Below are 24,744 nucleotides of genomic sequence, written 5' to 3' on the forward strand. Positions count from 1 at the left end.
CGATGCTGCGCGGGTGCGGCGCTGGCCGCGCCCGCCTTCTCCATACTGCTTTCAGCCTGGGGAACGCAACGCGGATCTCAAACCGCGCGCGTCTCATGCAGCGCCGCGATCTGCTGCGGCGTGTAGCCGAGGTCGGCCAGCACCTCGTCGGTATGCTCGCCGAGCAGCGGCGAACCCGTGATCTCCGGCTTCAGGTCCGAGAACTTGATCGGGCTGCCCACCGTGAGGTACGAGCCGCGCTCCTTGTGCGGCACTTCGACGATAGTACCGCTTGCGCGCAGCGAAGCGTCATCGGCAATTTCCTTCATGCTGAGCACCGGGGCGCACGGAATGTCGAACTTGCGCAGAATGTCGACCGCTTCGTACTTGGTCTTGTCGGCAAGCCAGGCTTCGATCGTCGCGAAGATGTCGAAGATATGCGGCTGGCGCGCCTGTGCCGTGTTGTAGTTCGGGTCGTTGATCCACTCCGGCTTGCCGAGCGCGCGGCAGATCGGCTCCCACGCGTGGCCCTGCACCGTGAAATAGATGTAGGCGTTCGGATCCGTTTCCCAGCCCTTGCACTTGAGCACCCAGCCCGGCTGGCCGCCGCCGCCCGCGTTGCCGCCGCGCGGCACCACGTCGCTGAACGAGCCGTGCGGGTACTGCGGATATTCCTCGAGGTAGCCCACGCGGTCCAGACGCTGCTGGTCGCGCAGTTTCACGCGGCACAGGTTGATCACGCTGTCCTGCATCGACACGGCCACCTTCTGGCCCTTGCCGGTCTTGTCGCGGCCGATCAGCGCCGTGAGAATGCCGATGGCGAGGTGCATGCCCGTGTTGCTGTCGCCGAGCGCCGCTGCGCTGACCGTGGGCGGGCCGTCCCAGAAGCCCGTCGTCGAGGCCGCGCCGCCCGCGCACTGCGCGACGTTCTCATAGACCTTCAGGTCGTCGTAGTGGTGGCCTTCGCTGAAGCCCTTCACCGAAGCGACGATCATCTTCGGGTTCAGTTCCTTGATGCGTTCCCACGTGAAGCCCATGCGGTCCAGCGCGCCGGGGCCGAAGTTCTCGACCATCACGTCCGATTCGCGAATCAGCTTTTCCAGCACTTCCTTGCCTTCGGGCTTCTTCGTGTCGAGCGTGAGCGAACGCTTGTTGCTGTTGAGCATCGTGAAATACAGCGCGTCTGCGCCGGGAATATCGCGCAATTGCGAACGCGTCACGTCGCCTGAACCCGGGCGCTCCACCTTGATCACGTCCGCGCCGAACCACGCGAGCATCTGCGTGCAGGCGGGGCCGGCCTGTACGTGCGTGAAGTCGATGATCTTGATACCGTCGAGGGGTTTGCTCATTTCTCGTATCTCCTGGTCTGTCTGATCTACCTGATCGATGGGGGCTTATTTCTTCATGGCCGCGCTTTGCGGATTCAGATTCGTGAGGCGGCCGCTTTCGGTCCCGGCCGATTCGTCGATGACGGCGTTGATCAACGTGGGCTTGCCCGACGCGATCGCCTCGAGCAGCGCGCCCGTGAGTTCTTCGGGCGTGGTCGCCTGATGGCCGATGCCGCCGAAGGCCTCGATCATCTTGTCGTAGCGCGCGTTCTTCACGAACACCGTGGGCGCGACGTCGCAGCCGCCGGTCGGATTGACGTCCGTGCCGCGATACACGCCGTTGTTGTTGAACACGATGGTGCAGACCGGCAGGTTGTAGCGGCAGATCGTTTCGAGTTCCATGCCCGAGAAGCCGAACGCGCTGTCACCCTCGATCGCCACGACCTGCGTGCCGCTCGTCACGGCCGCGCCGATCGCGAAGCCCATGCCGATGCCCATGATTCCCCACGTGCCCGAGTCGAAGCGCTTGCGCGGCTGGTACATGTCGATGATGCTGCGCGCGTAGTCGAGCGTGTTCGCGCCTTCGTTGACCACGTTGATGTCGGGGCGCGTCTTGAGCACGTCGCGAATGGCGCGCAGCGCGCTGTGGAAGTTCATCGGCGACGGACTCTTCGCGAGCGTCGCGGCCATCTTTTCCAGGTTCTTGTTCTTGCGCTCGGCAACCGCTGCGAGCCACTCTGCCGGCGGCTTCGGGAAGTCGTTGCCGATGCCTGCGACGAGCGCTTCCACGCATGAACCGATGTCGCCGATCACGGGTGCTTCGATCGCGACGTTGCTATCGATTTCCGTGGGGGCAATGTCGATCTGCACGAACTTTTTCGGTCCGGCTGCTGCGCCCCAGGTCTTGCCCTTGCCATGCGAGAGCAGCCAGTTCAGGCGCGCGCCGATCAGCACCACGGCGTCCGCCTCGGCCAGCACGAACGAGCGCGCGGCCGATGCCGATTGCTCGTGCGTATCGGGCAGCAGGCCCTTGGCCATCGACATCGGCAGATACGGAATGCCGCTCTTTTCGACCAGTTCGCGGATCTGCGCGTCGGCCTGGGCGTAGGCGGCGCCCTTGCCGAGCAGGATCAGCGGACGCTTCGCATTCCTGATCACGTCGAGAGCGCGTTGCACCGCATCCGGTGCGGGAATCTGGCGCGGCGCCGCATCGACGACCTTGATGAGCGACTGTTGCCCCTTCACGGCGTCGATAGTCTGTGCGAGCAGCTTGGCCGGCAGGTCGAGATACACGCCGCCGGGGCGGCCCGAGACCGCGGCGCGAATCGCACGCGCGATGCCCACGCCGATGTCCTCCGCGTGCAGCACACGGTACGCAGCCTTGGCATAAGGCTTCGCGGCGTTGAGCTGATCCATCTCTTCGTAGTCGCCCTGCTGGAGGTCGACGATCTCGCGCTCGCTCGACCCGCTGATGAGGATCATCGGGAAGCAGTTCGTTGTCGCGTTGGCCAGTGCCGTGAGGCCGTTCAGGAAGCCCGGCGCGGAAACGGTCAGGCAGATGCCCGGCTTCTTCGTCATGTAGCCCGCGACAGCTGCGGCGTTACCGGCGTTCTGCTCATGCCGGAAGCCGATGAAGCGCATGCCCTCGGCCTGCGCGAGGCGGGCGAGATCGGTAATCGGAATACCGACGAGACCGAAGATCGTGTCGATATCGTTGAGTTTCAGCGCGTCGATGACGAGATGAAAACCGTCGGTCGTTTGCTGCGCTTCGGACACAGGGTTCTGCTGTGCCTCGTTGATGCCTGCTTCTGCCATGACGTCTCCTCTTTGGCGGGGCGTAGTGTGATTCGTGATATACAATATTCCACACACAATATTCCACACACAATATTAGTCAAGACGTTTTTTTACCGATGCCACCTTTGCTGCACTGCGTCGCACCGCGCTACCCCGATGGCGGCTCAGGCGATCGCTCGCGAAGCGGCAAACTTTGATGCGGCACACCACGGGCAAGTCCTTTCAATCGGCCCAAACGTCCCAACGAATTTGATACGGACTCCATACATTTCTTTCAGCATCGCGGCGCTCATTCAGACGATCAGCGTATCGATGCCGCTTGCTCATGCGTCGTGCCGATACATATCGGCGGCCCGACACGCCGCGCCCTGCGCGTCAGTCCAGAAAATCGCAGTTGGCTTCCACGAACAGCGCGAGTTCTATCGAGTGCTGCCGCACGAGCTGCTCGACGCGTTCGGTGTCGCGCGCCTCGAGCGCTTCGATAATGCGCATGTGCTCCACGATCGAGCGCGACGCGCGATCGCTCTGCGCGATCGTCATGCGCCGGATCGCGCGCACATGCATGAAGATGTTCTTGATGGTGTCGACGATGATGGGCGACTTCGAAAGCTCCACCAGCGACTGGTGGAACATGATGTTCGCCTCCGAGTACTCTTCTATATGGTCCGAGGGCGTCGAATCGCCGAAGGTCGCGAACATGCGCCGCAGGCCTGCAATATCGTCGTCCGAAGCGCGCTGCGTGGCCAGACGCGCGGCGATGCTTTCGAGCGCGGCCCACATATAGATCATCTCCACGATCTCCTTGCGCGTCTTGCGCAAGATGTAAACACCGCGTCGGGGCACCGTGCGCAGAAACCCCTCCTGCTCCAGTAGCGTCATCGCTTCGCGCACGGGCGTACGGCTCACGCCCAGCTTCTCGGTCAAATCCTTCTCATCCAGACGGATCTCGTCTCGCGAGCGGTAGATGTCGGTTTCGGCAATGGCCTGCTTGAGCTTCGCGTAAGCCTGATCGCGCAGCGAAGCGGTCGCGTTGATCGGCTCCAGCGTCAGGGTGACTGCAGGCATCCCTGCGATGAGTTCTCTTTCGGCGGACATCGGTCGTTTGTCTCCAACGTTCTGTTTAGCCGGCACTTCTGGGGAATTTCATATTTCCAATACAATATATCAGTAACACGCTCGTGGCTAAGCGGGGTTTACGCGTAACCGGTGCACGTCTCTCACGATTCGCGGGCTTACCCGCAATCCATACAGTTCTGCTTATATTTTTCTAAAAAAACTTTAACTATCGTTTATTCATTGAGGCTTCTACTCTTGCTTCACGTTACTCGACATGAGGAGACAGCCATGAGCCACCTGGACACCCGCCACGATCATCAGTTGGACGCGCAACTGTGCGCATTCAATTCGGCCTTTGCCGAACTGGGCCTGCGTTTTCGCTGGGATGCGCGCACGCTGTATTCGCTCGCCTCGATCGCCGGTGAACATGCGCGCGTCGCCGCTTATATCGAGACGAATCACCCGCATCTGCTGAAGGCGTACAGCATGGAGTTTCTGTGCGAGGCGATCCTTGCTCGCAAGAACGCACAAGCGCCGGGCGAGTGGCCACTGGCGGCGCCCACGCCCCGTGGTTCACAGCAATGGGGTATGGCCGCTGCCATGGAGCAGGATTGGCGCGAAGGCGGCTTGCCCGCGCTGGCAGGCGCATGACGCGTGCACGCGAATGCACGAGCCGGAGATAAACGAAACCCGTCTGGATTCGTCGCGCACTGCTGCGCTATCCAGACGGGTTCGCTATTGAAGGACGACTAAGGGGAACCGGGCAGGCCCACGCGCTCAGGCGCTGCTCCGGGCCTCGGCCTCTTCTTCCTGCAGCTTGCGCCACAGAATCTTGCCGCTGCCCGATTTCGGCAGCGAGTCGACGAATTGCACGATGCGAGGCGCTTTGTACGCCGCCATGTTGTCGTGCGCCCAGGCGATGATGTCGTCTTCGTTGACGCTGCCGACCTGCTTCGGATCGAGCACGACGACTGCCTTTACGGTCTCGCCGCGGCGCACGTCCTGCGTGCCGATGATGCACACCTCGTTGATCGCGGGGTGCCGGTACATCAGCGCTTCGACCTCGGCCGGCCAGACCTTGTAGCCCGACGCGTTGATCATGCGCTTGAGGCGATCGGTCATGAAGTAATAGCCTTCCTCGTCGCGCCGCACGAGGTCGCCCGTGCGCAGGAAGCGCTTGCCGTCGCGTTCGACGAACGCTTCGCTGGTCGCCTTGGGGTTGCGCCAGTAGCCCTGCATCACTTGCGGCGCGTGCATGATCAGTTCGCCCGATTCGCCGGGCGGCACCTCTTCCAGCGTAATCGGATCGACCACACGCGAGTCGACATCGAACACCGGAATGCCGAGACACTGCGGCTTGGGACGCTGCGGCGGATTGATATGGGTGCCCGCCATGGTTTCCGACATGCCATAGCCTTCGACGAAGTCGAGCCCGGTCAGATCCTTCAGCTTCTTCACCACCGCGTCGGGCATCGTCGCGCCGCCGCCGCGCATCCAGGCAAGGCTGGACAGGTCGTACTCGTGAATGCGCGGGTTCGAAATGAAGTCCACCACCATCGTCGAGATCGCCTGCCAGCCGTTGATGCGGTAGTGCTCGATCGCACGCGCCGCGGCGTCGCGATCCCAGCGCGGCAGCAGCACCACGGTCGAGCCGTTGTAGATCGGGCTGTTCATGCCGCCCTGCATGCCTGTTACGTGAAAGAGCGGCAACACGGAAAGTTGTACGGCATCCTGATTACTGCCGAACCAGTTGCAACCGCCCACGGCCGTCGCCATCACGCTGCGATGCGTATGCACGCAGCCTTTGGGCTTGCCCGTGGTGCCCGAGGTGTACGGCATCACGCAGAGGTCGTCGGGGCCGGCGGTAAGCGCTCCGGGCACGCAATGCGCTTCGAGCACGTCGGACCAGTGCGCGACGCCCGGACCGCTCACGGCGCGCGGCGCGCTCACGAATTCGGGCGGCGGCGAAAACGGCTCGCGCTTCAGATAGTCGCTATACGTCGCAACGAGTAGATGCTTCAGGCCATCGCCCTCGCCTTCGCGCACGAGCGGCGCAATACGCGGGTAGAGATCCTGCGCGACGAAAGCCGTCGTCGCGCCGCTGTCTTCCACGTAGTGCGCGAGCTCCTCGGTGAGGTTCATCGGATTGACCGGCACGACCACGGCGTTGGCACGCAGGATGCCGTAGTAAGCGATGACCCACTGCGGGCTGTTCTGCATGTAGAGCAGAACGCGGTCGCCAGCCTTCACGCCGCACGCTTGCTGCAGATAGCCGGCCACGCGCTCAGCCTCGTCCTTGAACTGCGCGAACGTGACGGGCGTGTCGTAGAAGACGATGAACGGTTTGTCGGGATAGCGCGCCGCCGAGACCTCTGCGTTATAGAAGAGGTTCGTCTGCGGAATGCTCAGATGCGGCGAAAGCTGCGCGGGCCAATGTGGCGATGGCGAAGATGGCGAGTTGACGGCAAGCGTCGGGGCAGACGTGGACATGGCAAGCTCCGTCGGGCAAGACTAAGGAAGAACGCGGCCGCCAGCCGCTGGCAGCGGCCTGACGCCACGTACCATGTGAAATCAGACGATGCTCGCGCCGCCGTCGACGGCGAGATACTGGCCCGTCATATGCCGCGACGCCTGGCTCGCAAGAAACACCACGGCGCCCTTGAGATCGTCGTCGTCGCCTAGACGGTGCAGTGGCGTATGGTCGATCACCACCTGCCCCAGCTTGTCGAGCAAACCCGCCGACATTTTCGAGGGAAAGAAGCCAGGGCAAATCGCATTCACGTTGATGTTGTACTTGCCCCATTCGGCGGCCAACGCGCGCGTGAAATTGATGGCCGCCGCCTTCGAGGTGTTGTACGCGATGGTCTGCATGGGCCCGAGCGAGCCCTTCAGGCCGGCGATCGAAGCCACGTTGATGATCTTGCCGCGCTGCCGCGGGATCATGCTGCGCTTGCCCACTTCACGCGCGAGGAAGAACGGCGCGTTCACGTTCAGGTTCATGACCTTGTGCCACGCCTCGTCAGGATAGTCCTCCGCGGGAGCGCCCCACGTGGCGCCCGCATTGTTCACGAGAATGTCGATCTGCCCGCAGGCCGCCAGCGTTTCGTCCACGAGCGGTTTCACCGCTTCGGCGCGCTGCAGATCGCTCACGATCGTGGTCGCCTTGACGCCGAGTTCCTGCAAATGGCTCGCCGCCTCGGCGAGTTCGTCGGCCTTGCGCGCCGTGATCACCACATGGCAGCCCATCTCGCCTAGCGCCTGCGCCATCTGCAAACCCAGCCCGCGCGAGCCGCCGGTGATGAGTGCGACCTGACCACCCAGCTCGAACATTTCCCTGACCCGCATGCTTTCGTCTCCTTGATGTCTGTCGACCGGCCGAAGTTCCGCATTGCGGAACGCGATGAGATGCCGACGATTCTAACGGCGCCCTCCCGTCACGAAAATAGGGAAAAGCACGACCGTTCATTAAATAACATTTGTGCTTTTGCGGCCGGCCGTATGCGGGTTGGGTCGTCTCAAAACGAAACACGCCGCCGGATACTTGCGCGCGCAATCGTTGCTATCGCGCGACAGCCAGCGTTTTCAGCCTTTTATCAAGGGTCTATCATCGCCTCCGGCCAATACCCACTGGCCCGGCGTACAACAATACGGCCCCGGCACCCCGGCGGTCGGACGAACTTACAACACGCAACAGAAGAAAAAGGATCCCACCGTGAGACACACCCAGATCGCATCGGCCATCGGCGGCCTCGCCCTCGCCCTGGCTTGCCAGCACAGCTTCGCGCAAAGCTCGGTCACGCTGTACGGCATTGTCGACACCAGCATCCGTTACCTCACGAACGCTAACTCGCACAACGACAACGAGTTGCAGATGACGCAAGGTCCGATCACCGGCAGCCGTTGGGGCCTGAAGGGTTCCGAGGACCTGGGCGGCGGCCTTTCAGCCGTCTTCCGCCTCGAAAACGGGTTCAACCTCTGGAACGGCCAACTGGCGCAGTCGAATACGCTGTTCAACCGGATGGCGTACGTTGGGATCTCGAGCAACAAGTACGGCACGGTCACGATGGGCCGCCAGAACACGCCACTGTTCGATCAGCTCGGTAACACCTTCGACCCGCTGACCGTCGGCAACTTCGACCAGGACGGCTGGCTGCCGGGCGCGCTCGGCTACGGTCTGCGTGAGAACAACTCGGTCAAGTACGACGGCAAATTCGGCGGCCTCGAGGTCGAAGGCATGTACAGCTTCGGCGGCGTGGCGGGCAGCGTCGGCGCGAACAACATGTACGGCTTCACGGCCACCTACGCGGCCGGTCCGGTCCAGCTGCTCGCAGGCTACCAGCAGAACAGCGACTTGGAGAACAACAAGTACCGCGTGGCCAACCTCGGCGCGGTCTACGCGCTCGGTCCGGTTCACCTGTACGGCGGCTGGCTGTGGGGCCAGGACAACACGGGCATGGTGGACCAGTTCATGGCGGCCGCGAACTCGCCCGCCGCGAACTTCCCGCGGACGGTGACGAAAACCAACCGCATCGACAACGGCCTCTATGCCGGTGCAACGTGGCAGGTGAGCTCCCCGCTGCAACTGACCGCAGCGTACTACTACGACCACGCCAAGAACGGCCTGAACGAAGACGGCGCGACGCTGAGCACCGGTGTGCGCTACTCGGCCGTGCTGCTGGCCGAATACTCACTGTCCAAGCGCACCGAAGTGTATGGCACGGTCGACTTCATGCGCGGCACCGGCTCGGCAACCGCCGACTTCCCGGGTCGCAACAATCAGACCGGCGTCGCAGTCGGCTTCCGCAACATCTTCTGATAGCGGATCGCAGCACCGGGTCGGATGACCGCCACAACGGCGGCGCAGCGCTTCGAGCGCCGCGCCGCCGTTTTTCATTGTCAAACGCCGACAGCGCCAGCCCGCGCGATATCTCAGATTCGTCTGATTCCCCTGCAGCATGGCGTCGATAGAATTTTTCTGTCTCCCAGAAACGTTCGACGTCAGCCCGCCCCATGTCCCAGTCCGCCCAACCAGACCTTCTCGAAGCCTTCGAGGCCCACGCGCGCGCGCCCGAAGATACCGATCTGCTCATGCAGATCTGTGAAACGCTGGTCAAGGCGCGGCGCGACGAGCAGATGCTGCCCTGGGCCGACAAAGGACTCGCGCTCGATCCCAAGCACAGCGGGTTCATCCACGCGCGAGGCCGCGCGTTGCGCCTGCGCGGGCGCCACGCCGAGGCGGCCGCCAACTGGCTCGCACATCAGTCGTTGCCGTGGAGCCCGCTTTTCTGCGAAGCGCGGATCGGACGCGACCTTTACCTGAGCGGCGAAACGCAGCGCGCCATCGAATACCTCGAAACCGCATTGAGCCGCTATCCGGCCGACCTTTCAAGGGACGCGCTAAGGGCGCGCAAGTGGCTGGCCGAAGCGTTGCTGAGCCAGGGCGACACGCGCGGGTTCACACACTGGCTCGAGCGCAATCGCGGCGACAGCGGCAACTATCGTTACGCCGAGGTGCCGATGTGGAACGGCCAACGCGACCTGCGCGGCGAGCGCGTGCTCGTGACGCACCAGATGGGCTTTGGCGACCAGTTCCTGTTGTTCGCATCCGTGCGCCAATGGCGTGAGGCGGGCGCCGAAATCCTGCTCACGTGCGACCACCCCATACACGCCCCCGTGCAAGCTTCCTTGCCTGGGTGCACCGTGCTTGGCACCGCGCGCCCGCTCGCGGTGAGCGCACCCTTGCCGCTTGATGCACTGGATACGATCAAGGCGTTCGCGCCGACGCTGCAAGCCACACTGCTCCATCTCCCGCTGCTCGCAGCCGTTGATTCGCCGCGGCCGCAACCCTATTTCGACGCTTATCTGCGCGCGCCCGCGGCAGCGCGCGAACGCGCGTCCACGTGGTCGCAAGCGCTGCGTGCGCGCGCGCCTGGCAAGCGGCTCATCGGCCTCTTTTGGGACTGCGCACAACAGCACGCCACGGAGATCAGCAGCAAGGACCGCTGCTGGGCCGGCTTGCGCAGCGTACCGCTCGCGCAAATCGAGCGCCTCACTACCCACCCCGCGCTCACGCAAGAGGTCCAGTTCGTCAGCCTGCACCATCCCATAGCCGAGCTGGCGAACGGCACGCCGCGTGGCGCCGTCAGCCACTACGGGCCCGGCATCGCGAGCTTTGCCGACACGGCGGCCTGCATCGAGCAGCTCGACGCCGTGCTGAGCGTGGACGCCGTCGCCGCAAACCTGAGCGCAATGCTGGGCAAACCCACCGCCGTGCTCGCCAACCCGACCGGCGAATGGCGCTGGGGGCAAACGGGCGCACGCACGCCGTGGATGAGCGCAGCGACGGTCCTGCGTCAGACGCAAATGGGCGAATGGCACGACGTCGTTTCGTGCGCCATCGGCTGGTTGCTTCGCGGCTAGACCACGCGATAGCCATCGCGCGAGGCTTCAAAGCAAACGAGCGGGCAAATGCCCGCTCGTTTGCTTTTGTTTCGACATCCAATTACGCACTCGCGCATTTCATTGCCTGCATTTTAATTACATTTAAATTACGAATAAAACAAAAAGCTTTCGCCAATAGCCGATCTTCCCAGGGATTACTACGGGTTACAGTCAAGAAGCATGCAAATGTTTAACGCCGGGCGTACACTGCTCGCGCGCGGCCCGTTACGGGGGGGCCGTTCCAAGCGAGACAACTAAGCCACACAACGCAATGCCGGCACGTGCATGAGATCGCGGTAAGCGCTAAAGCGCGAATTGCGATCTTCAGGAGACATGGCATTGCCCTGGTTTCACAGGAGAAGAATCAACATGAGCTGGACGCGTGAACAGAAGAACGTCACGATCGCGGCGTACCTCGGATGGACGCTCGATGCATTCGATTTCTTTCTGATGGTTTTCGTTCTGAAAGACATCGCCACCGAATTCAACACCAAAATCCCGGCAGTGGCTTTTGCCATTACGCTGACACTGGCCATGCGCCCGCTCGGCGCGCTGATATTCGGCCGACTCGCCGATAAATACGGCCGCCGTCCCACGCTGATGATCAACATCGCGTGCTATTCCCTGCTCGAACTGCTCACGGGCTTCTCGCCCAACCTCACCACATTCATTGTCCTGCGCGCGCTCTTTGGCGTCGCGATGGGCGGCGAATGGGGCGTCGGTTCCGCGCTCACCATGGAAACCATTCCGCCCAAGTCGCGCGGCATCGTTTCCGGTCTGCTGCAGGCGGGTTATCCGAGCGGCTATCTGCTCGCCTCGATCGTGTTCGGCGTCCTGTATCAGCACATCGGCTGGCGCGGCATGTTCTTCGTCGGCGTGCTGCCTGCGCTGCTCGTGGTCTATGTGCGTATGCACGTGCCCGAGTCGCCGGCCTTCAAGGAGATGGAAAAGCGCGCGCGTCCGAGCCTCATCAGCACGCTCAAGCACAACTGGAAGCTTTCGCTCTACGCCATCGTCCTGATGACGGCGTTCAACTTCTTCTCGCACGGCACGCAGGATCTGTATCCGACCTTCCTGCGCGAACAGCATCACTTCGATCCGCACACGGTTTCGATCATCACCATCGTGCTCAATATCGGCGCGATCGTGGGCGGTCTCTTCTTCGGGCAGGTTTCCGAGAAGATCGGGCGCCGCAAGGCAATCTTCATCGCCGCGCTGATCGCGCTGCCTGTGCTGCCGCTGTGGGCCTTCTCGCAAGGCCCCGTGCTGCTCGCGCTCGGCGCGTTCCTCATGCAGATTTCGGTGCAAGGCGCCTGGGGCGTGATCCCGGTGCACCTCAACGAGATTTCGCCTGACGAAGTGCGTGCGACCTTCCCCGGCCTCGTCTATCAGCTCGGTAATCTGTTCGCTTCGGTGAATGCCACGCTGCAGGCGTCGCTTGCCGAAACGCACAACCAGGACTACTCGATGGCCATGGCGATCGTCGCCGGCACGGTCGCCATCGTGATTGCGGTGCTGATCCCGTTCAGCCGCGAACGTCGAGGCATCGACATGACGCAGACCGCGAAAGAGGTGTCGGGCGTCTGACGTGCGGGCGGCCCCGTAACGCCGCACCGCAACACAATAAAAGGCCGTGCCGGGTTCGCCCGCACGGCCTTTTTGCTGTTTTAGACGATTGCCGGACGTTCGCACTCGCACACCGGGTAAGACCCCCTGGCCGCTCGGCGCGTGGCGTTGCATGATGAAAGCGAACACGCATTGGCGGTCGGTCGACATACCGCCCGGAGATCCACCATGAGCGAAACGCCCCAGCCCGATCCGGCAAGCCCCGTGGCGGCTTGCGCACAGGCAGCGGCCGCGCCTCGGGCGGCCCCGGCCCCACCCAATACCGACGGCATCTGGTACGCCTCGTACCCTCCTGGCGTCCCACACGAAATTGGCGCAAGCCAGTACGCCTCGCTCACGCGCTTCTTCGACGACTGCACAGCGCGCTTTGGCGAACGCGTCGCCTACGTGAGCGCGGGCTCGCCGATGACCTACGCCGCGCTTGCCCGCAAGGCCACGGCGTTCGCGTCCTGGCTGCAAGGCGCAGGCGTGCAGCCGGGCGAGCGCGTCGCGATCATGCTGCCCAATACCTTGCAGTATCCGGTCGCCCTCTTCGGGGCACTCAAGGCGGGGGCCGTGATCGTCAACGTCAACCCGCTCTACACCGTGCGCGAGCTTGCGCACCAATTGCAGGACAGCGGCGCGCAGACCATCGTCGTGTTCGAGAATTTCGCGGCCACGCTCGAAGCGGCGCTGCCCGGCACGCAGGTGCAGCGCATCGTCGTGACGGCGCTTGGCGATTTGCTCGGCGAGGGCGTGAACCTCAAGGGCCGCTTCATCAACCTCATGCTGCGCTACGTGAAGAAGATGGTGCCGCCCTACCACCTGCCCCAGGCAGTGCGTCTTCTCGATGCACTCGCACAAGGCGCGCGTGCGCCCCACGCCCCGGTGGCGACCCGCGCCGACGATCTCGCGTTCCTCCAGTACACGGGCGGCACCACGGGCGTCGCGAAGGGTGCGATGCTCACGCACGGCAACGTGCTCGCGAACGTGCAGCAGGCGAAGGCGTGGGTCGGCAACCAGCTCGACGCCAAGGCCGAGACGGTGCTCACGCCGTTGCCGCTTTATCACATCTATTCGCTCACGATCAACGCGCTGATCTTCCTCGCGCTCGGCGGCCGCAACATCCTGATCGCCAATCCGCGCGACGTGAAACGCGTCGTGAAGGTGTTGCGGCACGAGACGTTCAGTTGCATCAGCGCGGTCAACACGCTCTATAGCGCCCTGCTCGATAACGCGCAGTTCCGCCAGCGCGACTTCTCGGGCCTCAAGCTCGCGATGGCGGGCGGCATGGCCATGCAGAAAGCCGTCGCGGACCGGTTCCGGGCCGTGACGGGCAAGTCAATCGTGGAAGGCTATGGGCTCACCGAATGCTCGCCGATCGTTTCGATGAATCCCGTCGATGTCGAGCGTGCGCACGCGAGCGAGGCGCATCCGGAAGGCTCGATCGGCCTGCCCGCGCCTTCCACGCAAGTACGCTTTCGCAAGGACGACGGCACGTGGGCCGGCATCGGCGAAGCTGGCGAACTGTGTGTGAAGGGCCCGCAAGTGATGAGGGGCTACTGGAATCGCCCGGACGAAACGGCGAAGGTGTTCGCCGATGGATGGCTCACGACCGGCGACATCGGCGTGATGGATGCGCGCGGCTATATCCGCCTCGTCGATCGCAAGAAGGACATGATTCTCGTGTCGGGATTCAATGTGTATCCGAACGAGATCGAGGACGTGCTGGCGATGCACCCCGGCGTGCGCGAGGTGGCGGCGATCGGCGTGCCCGATCCGGTGCAGGGCGAGCGCGTGAAGGTGTTCGTCGTGAAGCGCGACCCCACCCTCACCGAAGACGCGCTGATCCAGTTTTGCCGCCAGCAGCTCACGGGTTACAAGGTGCCGCGCCTTGTGGAGTTCCGCGAATCCCTGCCGCAATCGACCATAGGCAAGATCCTGCGCCGCCAGTTGCGCGACGAGGAAATCGCGAAAAACGCGAAGCAACCGCAGGCATGAGACGTTGATGCAAGAACGCTAAGGCTTGCTAATCAGCGTTGCGAAACTTCACTCCGCGCGCGCTTGCGAGACGCTCGAGCACGAAGCGGTCCGACGGGCGCAATGCGCCGATCAAGGCCGCGCCCGGCTCGAGCCGCCGCGCAATGCGCGCGTGCCACAGGTTACCGATGTCGTCATCGGTCATTGCGCCGCCATGATCGGCTAAAGCCCACGCAACGCATCCCGCGTACGCCGCTTTTTGCGCGAGCACGCGGCCGCGCGCGAGCGCCGGGTCGAACACCACACCATCAGCCAGATGCAACGCCGCGCTCGCACCAGGCGCGCGTGCGCCCAATGCCACCCGCAGCGCATGCGTCTGCCATGCCGCACCCAACGCCACGGCACCCGCATCGCAGAGAAAAGCCCGCCTGTCCATCGAGTCCTCCGTGCGCCTTCCTGCCGCTTGCTACGCAGTCCTGACGTGAATCGCTCACGTATAGCCGCGTTGCGCACGCCAGGCCGCGGGCCACACGCCCTGTTTGCCCGGCGAGAGCACGCCCTGCGGATCGAGCGCGTCCTTCACGGTTTGCGCGAGGCGCAGCAGCGCGCCGTCGTTAAACGCATACTGCGCCGCGGCGTAATCCATGTAGAGCAGATGCGAGCGGTATACGCCGTAGCCGGCCGCGCCGGCGTCGCTCATCAGCGCGCGTAGCAGATCGCCCGCGCGCGCCGCGTCGTCACGGCGCTCGCGCGCAAAGATCGCCGCGAACACGTGATGCAGATAGCGCCCCGCCGCGGTGAAACCGCCGTAGTAATCGAAACCGTACTCCGCCGCGCGCGCCTTGACGAGCGCGTACTGGCGCAGCGCGTCGCGGCCGTCGGCGGGACACAGCGGCGAGAAGTCCACGTGCGCACCCTCGCCGCCGCGCCAGTCGAGCATGCGAAACGCGCTCATCGCCGGAATGCCGGCGAGATTGCGGTCAGCACCGCCTTGCGGTTCTTCGCCTTCGGCATAGCGCCGCGCAAAGAAACGCACGCCGGGTACGCCAGCGAACGCACGCTCGACAATGCGCCGTTCCATGTCGATTACCTCGGGCGCGCCATAAAGCGCGTAGTGCAAATTCCAGCGGCCCACGCCCAGATCGCGCTGCATCGCGGCGACCGCGGCCTCGGGCATTGCACCCTCGCCTTCGTACCAGCGTGAGCGCGGGGCGAGGCTGGCTGCTCGCCGGATCGCGCCTTCGATCGCGGCGTGCTGGCGTATCGTGCCGCCAAGTTGCAGTGCGCGCAGCGTATCGACGAGCACGCCGAGATCGTCCTCGCGCGCAAACTGAATCTCGCCGATCACGAACGCCTGCGGCGCCGGCATGAGCCAGAGTCCCATCTTCGTGACGACGCCGTAGTTCGACTGCGTGAAGAGCGCGTCGAACGAAGGCCCGTAGCCCGGCCTGTAAAGTTGCCACGCCGTGCCGTTTTCGATCGCGCCCATGCCGGTGCGCACAACGTCGCCGTTGGCGAGCACGACCTCAATGCCGCACTGCGACGCGGCGTGGTCGCCGTAGGCGGTCGTGCCAAAGCCGCGCTCGAGCGTGTTGCCGACTACGCTGCCCCAGCCCGCCGCGGGCGGATCGACCCACAGGCGCAGATGCTGCTCGCGCAAGTGCGCATGCAGATCGAAGTAGCTCACGCCGGGCTCGACGCGCGCCCACGCGAGGCGCTCGTCCACCTCGAGAATGCGGTTCAGGCGCTGCAGGTCGAGCACGACCGAGCCTGCCAGGCGCGGTGCGGCGCCGCCATAGGCGAAGTTGCGTCCCGTGGAAACGGTCCAGAGCGGCACGCGCGTTTCGTTCGCCACGCGCAGGATCGCGCGGATCTCTTCGACATTCGCGGGGAGGATCGCAGCCGATGGTGCGAAGGCATGGGCATCGGCAACCGGCACGAACGGGTCGAAATACGGCTCGAGCGACGCGCCTTCACGGCAGACGTTCGGCGCACCGACAATGCGTTCGAACGCGGCGAGCGCACGCGCGAAACGGGCCTCGTCGATGCCGGGAGGCAAGGTGGGCGCGGTGTCGCTCATCGGCCCGCTCCACTGGTGTCGCTCATCGCTTCGCTCCGTTATCAGGCGGGACACGCACGCGCATCGCCTCCCTTACACGCGTCACCACTGCCCGGGCTTGCCGCCCAGCGCGCCGCATACCTCCAGCGCGATCTCGTGCAATTTCGGTTCGGTCTGCGGACCCGAGAGCGCATAGCCCGTGCGTTCGGTGCTCCAGTAGAAGGTGCGGCGATTGCCGTCGCGCAAGAGGCGCACGGGGTCTCGCTCCGCGGCCGAACTGCCCACATAGAGCGTGAGGCGCTCGCCCGCATCGTTCTCGTACATGAACTGCGCAGCCGGCCCCGTATTGCCGGGCAAGAGACGTCCGCCAACGAGCGTATAGCCGTACTCAGCGAGCGACGGCACCGAGAGCGGCTTGCCAAGGCGCTTCGAAAGCCACGCGACGAGATGCGCCTCGTCGGCAGCGCCCACTTCCACGGGATGCCGCTGCTCCGGCGAATAGACGGCATAGGCGATGTCGGCGCGGCGCGCGAACGCTTCGGGCGTTTCGCTGCGCGCGGCCCCCGACGCCGAGCCGGCGACCTGTTCTGGCGCCAGCCCCCCGAGCTGCGGCACGAGCACAGAGGCCGTCACCGCGAGCCCTGCACCCACTGCCACCCACGCCGCCGCGATGCCCGCGCGCCACCACCACGGCACGCGCGGGCGCAGCACGAGCACGGCTGGCGCGGCCTCTGGTTGGGCGGCGCCGGGCGCAGCACCGCCGCCCGGCGCGCGCGCGCCTTCGCACAACGCCTGCAGCGCAGCCTTCTGCGCGCGATACGCCGCGACTCGCGCCGCTGCGCGCGGATCGTTCGCGAGGTGCGCCTGCAGCGCTTCGCGCTCGCCCGCGGGCAGTTCGCCGTCGACGAAAGCGCCCAGCATCGCAAGATCCTCTTCAGCGGCGCCGTCAGGGGAACCCGGTGGCGCGCCTTCGCGTCCGTGGCCGAGATCGTCGTCATTCATCGTAGCGTCCCCACCACCCTGAGCGGCGCCGCGCGTTGCGCCGAATCGCGGCCCGGATCCTGCACCGGGCCCGTGTCGAGCAACGCGCGCAAATGCTCTCGCGCGCGCGAGAGGCGCGACATCACCGTGCCCGCCGGCACCCCGAGCACCGCCGACGCCTCGCTGTAGCTCAACTCCTCGACACACACGAGCAGCAGCACCTCGCGCTGCGCCGTCGGCAGCGCATAGAGCGCCCGCTGCAGATCGCGCAGCACGAGACCATCCACTTCGCCGTGCGGCGCTTCGAGCGTGCGCCACGGCGCGGCTTCGTCGTCCACTGCAATCTCGCGCCGACCGCGCAACTGGTCGATGTAGAGATGGCGCAGGATCGTGAGCAGCCACGCGCGCAGATTGCTTTGCGGGCGAAACGACGTCCAGCGCGAGAGTGCGCGCTCCGCGGCATCCTGCACGAGGTCGTCAGCCCACGCGGCGTCGCCGGTCAGGGCGCGCGCATAGCGTCGCATCGGCGCGAGCTGCGCCACGACCTGCGCTTCGAACTCCGGCGACGGCTGAAGCAACACGCCGCACGCCGCTCAGTAGCCGCCGCCCGACGAGCCGCCCGAACTGGTCGACGACGCCCCGCCCGGATTCATGTCGCCGCAAGCAGCAAGCCCTGCACCCGCGACGCCCGCCAGCGCCGCCCAGACGAGATACGAGAAAACCTTGCGAAACCGCTTCATGATCCCCTCCGTTGAGGTCCATCGTCGATATCGCGTTAAACGTTGCAGCCGGCGTGCTTATTCCGCCCAAACAGAGAATTCGCTTTTCGTCGCCGTAGCGCGCTCGATTCACCGCCGACCCGACGCCAATAAAGTGCCAATACAGTGCCCCCGCGTGCGCCGCCGCACGGAACGAAGCCCTCGCGCACCGCGAGAATCGTCCAGGCGGATCGACATGCTTCGTGTAAGCGAGTGATTCGCCGCCGCACCAAACGCAAACCGGCCTGGAATCGGTCGAGCATGGCCGGCCGTCATGGACTACGCTGTGAGGGTGAGCGCATGCGCGTCGAAACGTCACGGGTCTCACAGCCCGCGCGACATGTCGCCGGCAAGCCTTTCTTTCGAAAACCACTGTCGCTGCCCATCGAAACCTGTCATCCGGACGCCCGTTTCCCAACGGCCGACGACAAGGGACGCAGCGATGCATTTTTCGTCAATCTGCGGTTGCGGCCGCGAGCCGGTATAGTTCTGCAGTAAGCTTATTCCCCGCACGCGCGCTTCTCCGACACAAGGTAGAATCGCGGCGAGCAAACGTTTCCAACTGATTGCGGCATTGCGCCGCCTGGCCAAATCTAGTCCATGCCTTCCGCAGAATCGCACCCGCAAAACGACTTCATGAACGCCGCGCGTAAGGAAAGAAAGCGCGTCGAAATCTATCTGGTCAACGGCATCCGCCTGACCGGATGCATCGAGTCGTTCGATCAGTACCTGGTGATGCTGCGCACGCCCGTCGGCCTGCAAGGCATCTACAAACGCGCCATTTCGACCATCCAGCTCGACACCGGCACCCGTCCTGGTCCGCGCCCGGGCGGGGCTCGCAGCTCGCACGGCGAGCATACGAGCCGTGGCCCGCACGGCAGCCATGGCGGCCATGGTCCGCGTGAACAACGAGAACCGCGCGAGCCGCGCGAAAACTGGTCGGCGCCGTCCGGCGCGCCCTCGGGCACGTCGGGCACACCCGGCAACGACCGTACGTCCCAGGACGGCCCGGTCGTCGTCACGCGCCGCCGCCGCCTTTACGGCGCGGTGAACAACGGCGGCAACGGCGGCGAAGGCTCGGGCAACAGCTAAGCCGCTGCGGGCTGGCGCACTCGCTGCACGCTACGCCAGTCACGCCGATTTTCAGGACAATACGGGCGCGCCACGGCGCGCCCGCTCTTTTGCGCGCGCGCTTCGTTCAGCTCACTGCCGTATCGATGCGCTGCGTCCAGGGCCAAGGCCGGAGCCGGGGCCGGCAGCCGTGGCTCGCGATCACGATGTCGGCTTTGCGCTATTCTGAGCGTGACACCCTATCGCCCGGGAGACCGCCATGAGCGCATCCAAGCCGAAATCCCCGCAACCCTCGCAGGAAGACCCGCTCGACGAGGCACTCGACGAAACCTTCCCCGCGAGCGATCCGATCGCCGTGGACCCCGCGCCCACGCGCTCTCAACCCAAGCCCCATTCCGCAGACGAATCCCACAAGGGACGCGACACACATCGTCACAGCAAGCACTGAGCGCGCCCTGCGCGATCGCACCATGAAAAAAGGCGGAGCGCCATTGGCGCTCCGCCTTTTGCATGTCGCATCCGCAGTCTCGCGCGGGCAGCCGCCAACCGGGCATCCTGGCCATAGCGCGTACGGTTGATCAGCGGATCGGCAGACCGCCTTCAACCTGTTGCTGCAACTCGCGAACCTGGCGCTGCACCGTGCGCAGTTGCGCCTGGGCCGCCGTCTTCTGCGCCTGCAATGCGTTCGCCTGATCGCGGCCCTGCTTCTGCTGGTCCGCAACGAGCGCCTGCTGTTCGCGCGCGATGGCCAGATCCGCCTGGAGCCGGTTCGCGTGGTCCTGAGTGAGCGCAATCATTCGGTCCGTGAACGCCTTCTGCGCTTCGAGGCGCGTGCGGCGGATTTCCACTTCGGCGAGCTGCCCCGACTTCATCGCGAAGTCGCGGTAGATCGCTTCAGCGCGCGTCTCGTCGCTCGTCTTGATCACGCGCCAGAACGTCTTGTTCTGGAACAGCGTGACGTAGTACGTCATTTCCTTGCCGTAAAACAGCAAGCTCGCGCCATACGAGCCGTTATACGTCGTGCGCAGCTCGGTGAGCTCCGAACCTCGCAGCATCTGCTGCAGCTCGGCAACGTTGCCCGCGGCGTTCTGCTTCGCTTCATCCGGCGTAAGTACGCCCGGCTGGGTCGCGGCGCTCGCTGCCATAGGCAACGCAGCGGTTGCTGCCTGGTCGTCCTGCACTGCGGGTACGGCGCTGGTCTGTGCTACGGGCGCCGCTGCTGCTGAATTGTCAGGCGGCGTCTGTGCGCAGCCCGTACCGATTCCCCCGACTAACACCAGCACCGCCAAGGCGGTGCGACGAACTCTCCACTTGTAGTCCATGTAGTACCTGCTTTGAACAGTTCTAATTTTTACAAATCGGCACAATTATTACTCACTTTCACGCGTTTCGGGTCGCTCGTAGAAAATTTGCCGATTACGTATCTTTTCCCACAACACTTTCCAAAAAATTCTGAAGAATTGCGCGGTGTCCTTGCGCCGCCCGACGTTTTGCTCCAGCGCCGCGCAGCGGAGAAAGCGCGTTCGAACAGGTCTCGTGGAAGATCGGCGATGGCTCCCCGTCGCAAACGGCGGCTTTCGCTGAGGGCCGGTTGCCAACCGGGTGCCGCGCGCCGTGCCCGGGCAAACTAGAGTGCCTTCTCTCAAACGCGGGCGGTCCTTTCCAGTATTCTGCCCACACCCTTGTGGCGCACCCGTCGCGCTGCACGGGCAGCATCGACACGACAAACAACATCAGTGGAGGAAGACATGGACCGATTCATGGGACGCGCGGCGCGCGGTATCGCGCTGGCGAGCGCCCTGCTGTGCGGCGCGCTCTCCGCGCACGCGCAGTCGGACACGCCAGTCGGCGTCTGGCAAACCATCGACGATCACACCGGCCAGCCGAAGGCGCTCGTGCAGATCAGCGCCGACGCCAACGGCGACTTGAGCGGCAAGGTCATCAAGGGACTCAGCGCAAATGACCAGCCCGACCGGCGCTGCACGGCCTGCACCGACTCACGCAAGGATCAGCTGATCCTCGGCATGACGATCATCGACAGCATGAAAAAAACCGACGAGGGCTATGACGGCGGCCACATTCTCGACCCCGAGAACGGCAAGATCTACCGCTGCAAGATGCATACGGAAGACGGTGGCCAGAAACTCGTCGTGCGTGGCTATTTGGGCATTTCGCTGCTTGGCCGCTCGCAGACCTGGGTGCGCCAGCAGTGAGCGGATTGAGCTGAGGACTGGCGCGCAGACCGGCAAGGGAACCTGAGGGACGAAACCGGCCGAAGTGGGCGTATGCGCCGCTTCGGCCGGACTTCATGAGCGCCGGCGTTAGGCCGTGTGACGATACACCGAGTAGTTGAATGGCTACGATGGCGCGGCTGCGGGTGCCACCGGTACGAACGGCGAATGGCGCGGCGTGTTGCGTGCCGCTTCCTGCCTGCGCGCCGCTTTTTCTGCGCGGCTCGCGTGCTTGCGCATGCGCGCTTCGATGGTGTCGCACAACGCCACGCCCTCTTCGCCAAACAATTCGCCCATCACACACTTGAGCGCACCATTGTCGTGCCACGTCTTGAAGCGGCGATGGCAGGTTTGATACGAAGGGTAGCGGCGCGGCATGGCCGACCAGGTTGCACCGCTATACATGACCCACAGCACGCCGTTGAGCACCGAGCGCGTATTGGCGAGCGGCCGGCCGCGCATCTCGGTGCGCGGGCGCAGTTCGGGCAGGAGCAGCATCACGCGCTGCCATTCTTCGTCGGTAATATCGCGATGCGGGGTCATGGAGAGTCCTTTGTCAGAAGCTGTACTGACAAACGATATCCACTCGCCCCCGACGCCCATATCAGACGAGTCCGAATCTTGAAAAAGGTGCCGCAGCGCTATTTCGAGACTGACTTGAGGCCAGCGTGTCGTCGCGAATGCATATACAGGCCGCACGCGCGGTGCGGGCGCAGCGTCGTCAGGTCAGGGCCGTATCGACAATGCGGCGCGGCGTTTCGAGATATTCCTTCGACTGCATTTCGACGATACGCGACACCGTGCGCGTGAACTCGTTGGCCATCGGGCCTTCCACGTAGAGTTCTTCGGGCGGCACCGCAGCCGACATCAGCAGCTTGACCTTGTGGTCGTAGAACACGTCGATGAGCCACGTGAAACGGCGCGCTTCGGACTGCATGCGCGGCGTCATCTGCGGCACGTCGGAGAGGATCACGGCGTGAAAGCGGCTCGCCAGCTCCAGATAATCGTTCTGCGAACGCGGACCGCCGCACAGCGTCGCGAAGTCGAACCACACCACGCCGTCGGCCTTGCGCAGCGCCTTGAGCTCGCGCTTCTCGATGCGCAGCAGCGGGCTTTCGTCGGGCACGGCGGCAAGCTCCGCGAACGAGTGGCGCAACGCCTTGTCGGCGGCCGCGCCGAGCGGCGTGTGATAAACCTCGACCTGCGCGAGCGTGCGCTGACGATAGTCGACGCCCGCATCGACGTTGAGCACGTCGAGCTTGCTTTTGATCAGCTCGATCGCGGGCAGCATGCGGTCGCGATGCAGGCCATCGGGATAGAGCAGATCGGGATCGTAGTTGGACGTCATCACGAACTGCACGCCGTTCTCGAAGAGACGGTCGAGCAGACGATAGAGGATCATCGCGTCGGCAATGTCCGAGACGTGGAATTCGTCGAAGCAGATCAGGCGATAACGCTTCGCAATGCGGCGCGCGAGTTCGTCGAGCGGATCGGCCTGGCCCTTGAGCTCTTCGAGCTCGCGGTGCACCTCGCGCATGAATTCGTGAAAATGCAGACGCGTCTTGCGCTGCAGTGGCACCACCGCGTAGAAGCTGTCCATCAAGAAGCTCTTGCCGCGCCCTACACCGCCCCACATGTACACGCCGCGTGGCAGATCGGGGTGAATCAGAAACTTCTTGAGCGCGTTCGACCGTCGCGACTTGTATGCCACCCACTCGTCGTAGCACCGCTGCAGCCGGTCGATCGCGACGCGTTGCGCCGTATCGGGCTTGTATCCCCGCTTCTGCAGTTCGTTTTCGTAGTATTCGGTGACGTTCATTTTGTGGGCCGCAAATGAGGAAAGGCGGGAGGGCAAAAGCCCACCCGCCTCCGTACGTGATGCTGGTAACTGCGAGGCAGAGCGGCCAGCCAATCCAGGCCGCCCTGCCCCTTGCGCGCTTACATGTTGAGCGCGCGCTTGTCAGTCGCGAGTGCAGCTTCGCGCATGACTTCAGACAACGACGGGTGCGGATGGCAGATGCGGCCGATGTCTTCGGCGGCAGCCTTGAACTCCATCGCCACCACGGCTTCCGCGATCAGATCCGACGCGTTGGCCGAGATGATGTGCACGCCGAGCAGCTCGTCGGTCTTGGCGTCGGCGATCATCTTCACGAAACCGTCCGACTTGTTGATGCCAAGCGCGCGGCCGTTCGCCATGAACGGGAACTGGCCCGTCTTGATCTCGCGGCCTTCGGCCTTCAGCTGCTGCTCCGTCTTGCCGACCCATGCGATTTCCGGTTCGGTGTAGATCACCCACGGAATGCAGTTGTAGTCGATGTGCGGCTTCTGGCCGTCGATGATCTCGGCCACCAGCACGCCTTCGTCTTCGGCCTTGTGCGCGAGCATCGGGCCACGGACCACGTCGCCGATCGCATAGACGTTCGGCACGCTCGTCGCGCAGTGATTGTCCACGTCGATGAAGCCGCGCTCGTTGGCCTTCAGGCCGATTGCTTCGAGACCGAGGTTGTCGGTGTTCGGCACGCGGCCAACCGACACGATCAGGCGGTCGGCTTCGAGCACTTGCGCGTTGCCGTCCTTGTCTGTGTAGTTGATCGTGACGTTCTTGTCCGTCGCCTTCACTTCGCCGACCTTCACGCCGACGTGAATGTCGAGACCCTGCTTCTTGAAGAGCTTGGCGGCTTCCTTCGAGAGCGCCACGTCAGCGGCGCCGAGGAATTCCGGCAGCGCTTCGAGCACGGTCACTTCCGCGCCGAGACGACGCCACACCGAGCCCAGCTCCAGACCGATCACGCCGGCGCCGATCACGGCCAGCTTCTTCGGCACGGTGTCGAACGAGAGCGCGCCTTCGTTGTCGGCGACGATCTTGTTGTCGACCGGGATGCCCGGCAGATGACGCGCCTTCGAGCCCGTCGCGATGATCACGTTCTTCGCCGTGACGACTTCGGTTTCGCCTTCGCCGCTCACTTCGATCTGCACGCCGGCGTCGGTCTTGCCGGTGAACTTGCCGTGGCCCTTGAGCCACGTGATCTTGTTCTTGCGGAACAGGAACTCGATACCCTTCGTCATCTTCTCGACGATGCCTTCCTTGCGGGCGAGCATCTTCGAAACGTCGATGTTCACGTCGCTCACGTTGATGCCGTGGTCAGCGAGGTGATGCTGGGCGTTCTCGAACTCCTCCGACGAGGCGAGCAGCGCCTTCGACGGAATGCAGCCGACGTTCAGGCAGGTGCCGCCGAGCTTCAGCGTGCCGGCCGGGTTCTTCCATTTTTCGATACAGGCAACCGACTTGCCGAGCTGTGCGGCGCGGATCGCCGCGATATAGCCGCCGGGGCCGGCGCCGATCACGACGACGTCAAATTCTTTGGACATGGTCATCCTTTCGAGACGTGAGCGCCACGCGCGGTGTCCGGTTTCCGGAAACCGCGCGCGAAACGCTCAGTGTGAGACTGGTTGCGCGA

22 protein-coding genes are annotated in these 24,744 nt (G+C 64.2%); 8 read left to right on the top strand and 14 right to left on the bottom strand.

All coding sequences use genetic code 11. From position 1 onward, the window contains the following. Positions 1-77: 77 nt before the first annotated feature. The 3 genes from frc to FAZ97_RS08105 all read right to left on the bottom strand — a co-directional run bounded on the left by frc (position 78) and on the right by FAZ97_RS08105 (position 4,199). A complete protein-coding gene (frc, locus tag FAZ97_RS08095) occupies positions 78-1,328 on the bottom strand; it encodes a formyl-CoA transferase (protein ID WP_158757975.1) in 1,251 nt (416 codons plus the stop codon). Between the two features lie 45 nt (positions 1,329-1,373). Next, positions 1,374-3,122 (bottom strand): oxalyl-CoA decarboxylase, encoded by a 1,749-nt coding sequence (oxc, locus tag FAZ97_RS08100; protein ID WP_158757976.1) that lies wholly within the window; start codon positions 3,120-3,122, stop codon positions 1,374-1,376. 357 nt (positions 3,123-3,479) lie between these two features. Next, positions 3,480-4,199: a GntR family transcriptional regulator gene (locus FAZ97_RS08105; RefSeq protein ID WP_158757977.1), complete on the bottom strand. Its 720-nt coding sequence runs from the start codon at positions 4,197-4,199 to the stop codon at positions 3,480-3,482. A gap of 249 nt (positions 4,200-4,448) precedes the next feature. On the opposite strand from FAZ97_RS08105, the gene FAZ97_RS08110 reads away from it, so the two are divergent. Further along, complete coding sequence (locus tag FAZ97_RS08110; protein ID WP_158757978.1) at positions 4,449-4,811, top strand: hypothetical protein; 363 nt, start codon at positions 4,449-4,451, stop codon at positions 4,809-4,811. A 126-nt stretch (positions 4,812-4,937) separates the two neighbouring features. Here the strand turns inward: FAZ97_RS08110 and FAZ97_RS08115 are convergent, their stop codons facing one another. Together FAZ97_RS08115 and FAZ97_RS08120 are read right to left on the bottom strand one after the other, a co-directional pair. Further along, positions 4,938-6,650: a long-chain fatty acid--CoA ligase gene (locus tag FAZ97_RS08115; RefSeq protein WP_158757979.1), complete on the bottom strand. Its 1,713-nt coding sequence runs from the start codon at positions 6,648-6,650 to the stop codon at positions 4,938-4,940. An 81-nt stretch (positions 6,651-6,731) separates the two neighbouring features. Further along, on the bottom strand, positions 6,732-7,505 hold the full coding sequence (locus FAZ97_RS08120) for an SDR family oxidoreductase (RefSeq protein ID WP_158757980.1): 774 nt from the start codon (positions 7,503-7,505) through the stop codon (positions 6,732-6,734). A gap of 367 nt (positions 7,506-7,872) precedes the next feature. On the opposite strand from FAZ97_RS08120, the gene FAZ97_RS08125 reads away from it, so the two are divergent. The 4 genes from FAZ97_RS08125 to FAZ97_RS08140 all read left to right on the top strand — a co-directional run bounded on the left by FAZ97_RS08125 (position 7,873) and on the right by FAZ97_RS08140 (position 14,207). Beyond that, on the top strand, positions 7,873-8,976 hold the full coding sequence (locus tag FAZ97_RS08125; protein WP_158757981.1) for a porin: 1,104 nt from the start codon (positions 7,873-7,875) through the stop codon (positions 8,974-8,976). A gap of 194 nt (positions 8,977-9,170) precedes the next feature. Then, on the top strand, positions 9,171-10,580 hold the full coding sequence (locus FAZ97_RS08130) for a glycosyltransferase family protein (protein WP_158757982.1): 1,410 nt from the start codon (positions 9,171-9,173) through the stop codon (positions 10,578-10,580). A 390-nt stretch (positions 10,581-10,970) separates the two neighbouring features. Then, on the top strand, positions 10,971-12,188 hold the full coding sequence (locus FAZ97_RS08135) for an MFS transporter (RefSeq protein ID WP_158757983.1): 1,218 nt from the start codon (positions 10,971-10,973) through the stop codon (positions 12,186-12,188). A gap of 207 nt (positions 12,189-12,395) precedes the next feature. Then, a complete protein-coding gene (locus FAZ97_RS08140) occupies positions 12,396-14,207 on the top strand; it encodes an AMP-binding protein (protein ID WP_158757984.1) in 1,812 nt (603 codons plus the stop codon). Positions 14,208-14,235: 28 nt separating this feature from the next. On the opposite strand, the gene FAZ97_RS08145 is transcribed toward FAZ97_RS08140, so the two are convergent. The 5 genes from FAZ97_RS08145 to FAZ97_RS08165 form a co-directional block, all read right to left on the bottom strand. Next, a complete protein-coding gene (locus tag FAZ97_RS08145) occupies positions 14,236-14,622 on the bottom strand; it encodes a hypothetical protein (protein ID WP_158757985.1) in 387 nt (128 codons plus the stop codon). A 54-nt stretch (positions 14,623-14,676) separates the two neighbouring features. Further along, positions 14,677-16,266, bottom strand: a complete 1,590-nt coding sequence (locus tag FAZ97_RS08150; protein WP_158757986.1) for an FAD-binding oxidoreductase — start codon at positions 16,264-16,266, stop codon at positions 14,677-14,679. A gap of 81 nt (positions 16,267-16,347) precedes the next feature. Continuing rightward, the gene (locus FAZ97_RS08155; protein WP_158757987.1) at positions 16,348-17,247 is read right to left on the bottom strand and encodes an anti-sigma factor family protein; all 900 of its coding nucleotides are present in this window, start codon (positions 17,245-17,247) and stop codon (positions 16,348-16,350) included. Beyond that, positions 17,244-17,750, bottom strand: coding sequence for an RNA polymerase sigma factor (locus FAZ97_RS08160; RefSeq protein WP_158759094.1), 507 nt, complete (start codon positions 17,748-17,750; stop codon positions 17,244-17,246). Before FAZ97_RS08160 ends, FAZ97_RS08155 begins: the two co-directional genes overlap by 4 nt. A 69-nt stretch (positions 17,751-17,819) precedes the next feature. Beyond that, complete coding sequence (locus FAZ97_RS08165) at positions 17,820-17,966, bottom strand: hypothetical protein (protein ID WP_158757988.1); 147 nt, start codon at positions 17,964-17,966, stop codon at positions 17,820-17,822. A gap of 618 nt (positions 17,967-18,584) precedes the next feature. On the opposite strand from FAZ97_RS08165, the gene hfq reads away from it, so the two are divergent. Both hfq and FAZ97_RS08175 read left to right on the top strand, forming a co-directional pair. Then, positions 18,585-19,076, top strand: a complete 492-nt coding sequence (gene hfq / locus FAZ97_RS08170; RefSeq protein WP_158757989.1) for an RNA chaperone Hfq — start codon at positions 18,585-18,587, stop codon at positions 19,074-19,076. Positions 19,077-19,314: 238 nt separating this feature from the next. Then, entirely contained in the window at positions 19,315-19,503 is a 189-nt protein-coding gene (locus tag FAZ97_RS08175) for a hypothetical protein (RefSeq protein WP_158757990.1), read from the top strand. A gap of 130 nt (positions 19,504-19,633) precedes the next feature. Here FAZ97_RS08175 and FAZ97_RS08180 read toward each other — a convergent pair whose 3' ends face one another. Next, the gene (locus tag FAZ97_RS08180; protein WP_158757991.1) at positions 19,634-20,377 is read right to left on the bottom strand and encodes a DUF2968 domain-containing protein; all 744 of its coding nucleotides are present in this window, start codon (positions 20,375-20,377) and stop codon (positions 19,634-19,636) included. Between the two features lie 426 nt (positions 20,378-20,803). On the opposite strand from FAZ97_RS08180, the gene FAZ97_RS08185 reads away from it, so the two are divergent. After that, complete coding sequence (locus FAZ97_RS08185) at positions 20,804-21,268, top strand: DUF2147 domain-containing protein (protein ID WP_158757992.1); 465 nt, start codon at positions 20,804-20,806, stop codon at positions 21,266-21,268. Between the two features lie 144 nt (positions 21,269-21,412). On the opposite strand, the gene FAZ97_RS08190 is transcribed toward FAZ97_RS08185, so the two are convergent. The 3 genes from FAZ97_RS08190 to lpdA all read right to left on the bottom strand — a co-directional run bounded on the left by FAZ97_RS08190 (position 21,413) and on the right by lpdA (position 24,655). Continuing rightward, positions 21,413-21,829, bottom strand: a complete 417-nt coding sequence (locus tag FAZ97_RS08190; RefSeq protein ID WP_158757993.1) for a transposase — start codon at positions 21,827-21,829, stop codon at positions 21,413-21,415. 178 nt (positions 21,830-22,007) lie between these two features. Continuing rightward, the gene (gene zapE, locus FAZ97_RS08195) at positions 22,008-23,105 is read right to left on the bottom strand and encodes a cell division protein ZapE (RefSeq protein WP_158757994.1); all 1,098 of its coding nucleotides are present in this window, start codon (positions 23,103-23,105) and stop codon (positions 22,008-22,010) included. Positions 23,106-23,224: 119 nt separating this feature from the next. Further along, positions 23,225-24,655 (bottom strand): dihydrolipoyl dehydrogenase, encoded by a 1,431-nt coding sequence (lpdA, locus tag FAZ97_RS08200; protein ID WP_158757995.1) that lies wholly within the window; start codon positions 24,653-24,655, stop codon positions 23,225-23,227. Positions 24,656-24,744: the final 89 nt, after the last annotated feature.

Origin of the sequence: Paraburkholderia acidiphila, from assembly GCF_009789655.1 — a bacterium.
In the GTDB taxonomy this organism is placed as follows: Bacteria; Pseudomonadota; Gammaproteobacteria; order Burkholderiales; family Burkholderiaceae; genus Paraburkholderia; species Paraburkholderia acidiphila.

Coding starts and splice junctions, on each gene's coding strand:
- FAZ97_RS08175 (WP_158757990.1), top strand. CDS start 19,315: ATGAGCGCATCCAAGCCGAAATCCCCGCAACCCTCGCAGGAAGACCCG.
- FAZ97_RS08140 (WP_158757984.1), top strand. CDS start 12,396: ATGAGCGAAACGCCCCAGCCCGATCCGGCAAGCCCCGTGGCGGCTTGC.
- oxc (WP_158757976.1), bottom strand. CDS start 3,122: ATGGCAGAAGCAGGCATCAACGAGGCACAGCAGAACCCTGTGTCCGAA.
- FAZ97_RS08135 (WP_158757983.1), top strand. CDS start 10,971: ATGAGCTGGACGCGTGAACAGAAGAACGTCACGATCGCGGCGTACCTC.
- FAZ97_RS08165 (WP_158757988.1), bottom strand. CDS start 17,966: ATGAAGCGGTTTCGCAAGGTTTTCTCGTATCTCGTCTGGGCGGCGCTG.
- FAZ97_RS08110 (WP_158757978.1), top strand. CDS start 4,449: ATGAGCCACCTGGACACCCGCCACGATCATCAGTTGGACGCGCAACTG.
- FAZ97_RS08180 (WP_158757991.1), bottom strand. CDS start 20,377: ATGGACTACAAGTGGAGAGTTCGTCGCACCGCCTTGGCGGTGCTGGTG.
- FAZ97_RS08130 (WP_158757982.1), top strand. CDS start 9,171: ATGTCCCAGTCCGCCCAACCAGACCTTCTCGAAGCCTTCGAGGCCCAC.
- FAZ97_RS08160 (WP_158759094.1), bottom strand. CDS start 17,750: ATGCGACGCTATGCGCGCGCCCTGACCGGCGACGCCGCGTGGGCTGAC.
- FAZ97_RS08145 (WP_158757985.1), bottom strand. CDS start 14,622: ATGGACAGGCGGGCTTTTCTCTGCGATGCGGGTGCCGTGGCGTTGGGT.
- zapE (WP_158757994.1), bottom strand. CDS start 23,105: ATGAACGTCACCGAATACTACGAAAACGAACTGCAGAAGCGGGGATAC.
- hfq (WP_158757989.1), top strand. CDS start 18,585: ATGCCTTCCGCAGAATCGCACCCGCAAAACGACTTCATGAACGCCGCG.
- FAZ97_RS08155 (WP_158757987.1), bottom strand. CDS start 17,247: ATGAATGACGACGATCTCGGCCACGGACGCGAAGGCGCGCCACCGGGT.
- FAZ97_RS08190 (WP_158757993.1), bottom strand. CDS start 21,829: ATGACCCCGCATCGCGATATTACCGACGAAGAATGGCAGCGCGTGATG.
- FAZ97_RS08185 (WP_158757992.1), top strand. CDS start 20,804: ATGGACCGATTCATGGGACGCGCGGCGCGCGGTATCGCGCTGGCGAGC.
- lpdA (WP_158757995.1), bottom strand. CDS start 24,655: ATGTCCAAAGAATTTGACGTCGTCGTGATCGGCGCCGGCCCCGGCGGC.
- frc (WP_158757975.1), bottom strand. CDS start 1,328: ATGAGCAAACCCCTCGACGGTATCAAGATCATCGACTTCACGCACGTA.
- FAZ97_RS08150 (WP_158757986.1), bottom strand. CDS start 16,266: ATGAGCGACACCGCGCCCACCTTGCCTCCCGGCATCGACGAGGCCCGT.
- FAZ97_RS08115 (WP_158757979.1), bottom strand. CDS start 6,650: ATGTCCACGTCTGCCCCGACGCTTGCCGTCAACTCGCCATCTTCGCCA.
- FAZ97_RS08105 (WP_158757977.1), bottom strand. CDS start 4,199: ATGTCCGCCGAAAGAGAACTCATCGCAGGGATGCCTGCAGTCACCCTG.
- FAZ97_RS08120 (WP_158757980.1), bottom strand. CDS start 7,505: ATGCGGGTCAGGGAAATGTTCGAGCTGGGTGGTCAGGTCGCACTCATC.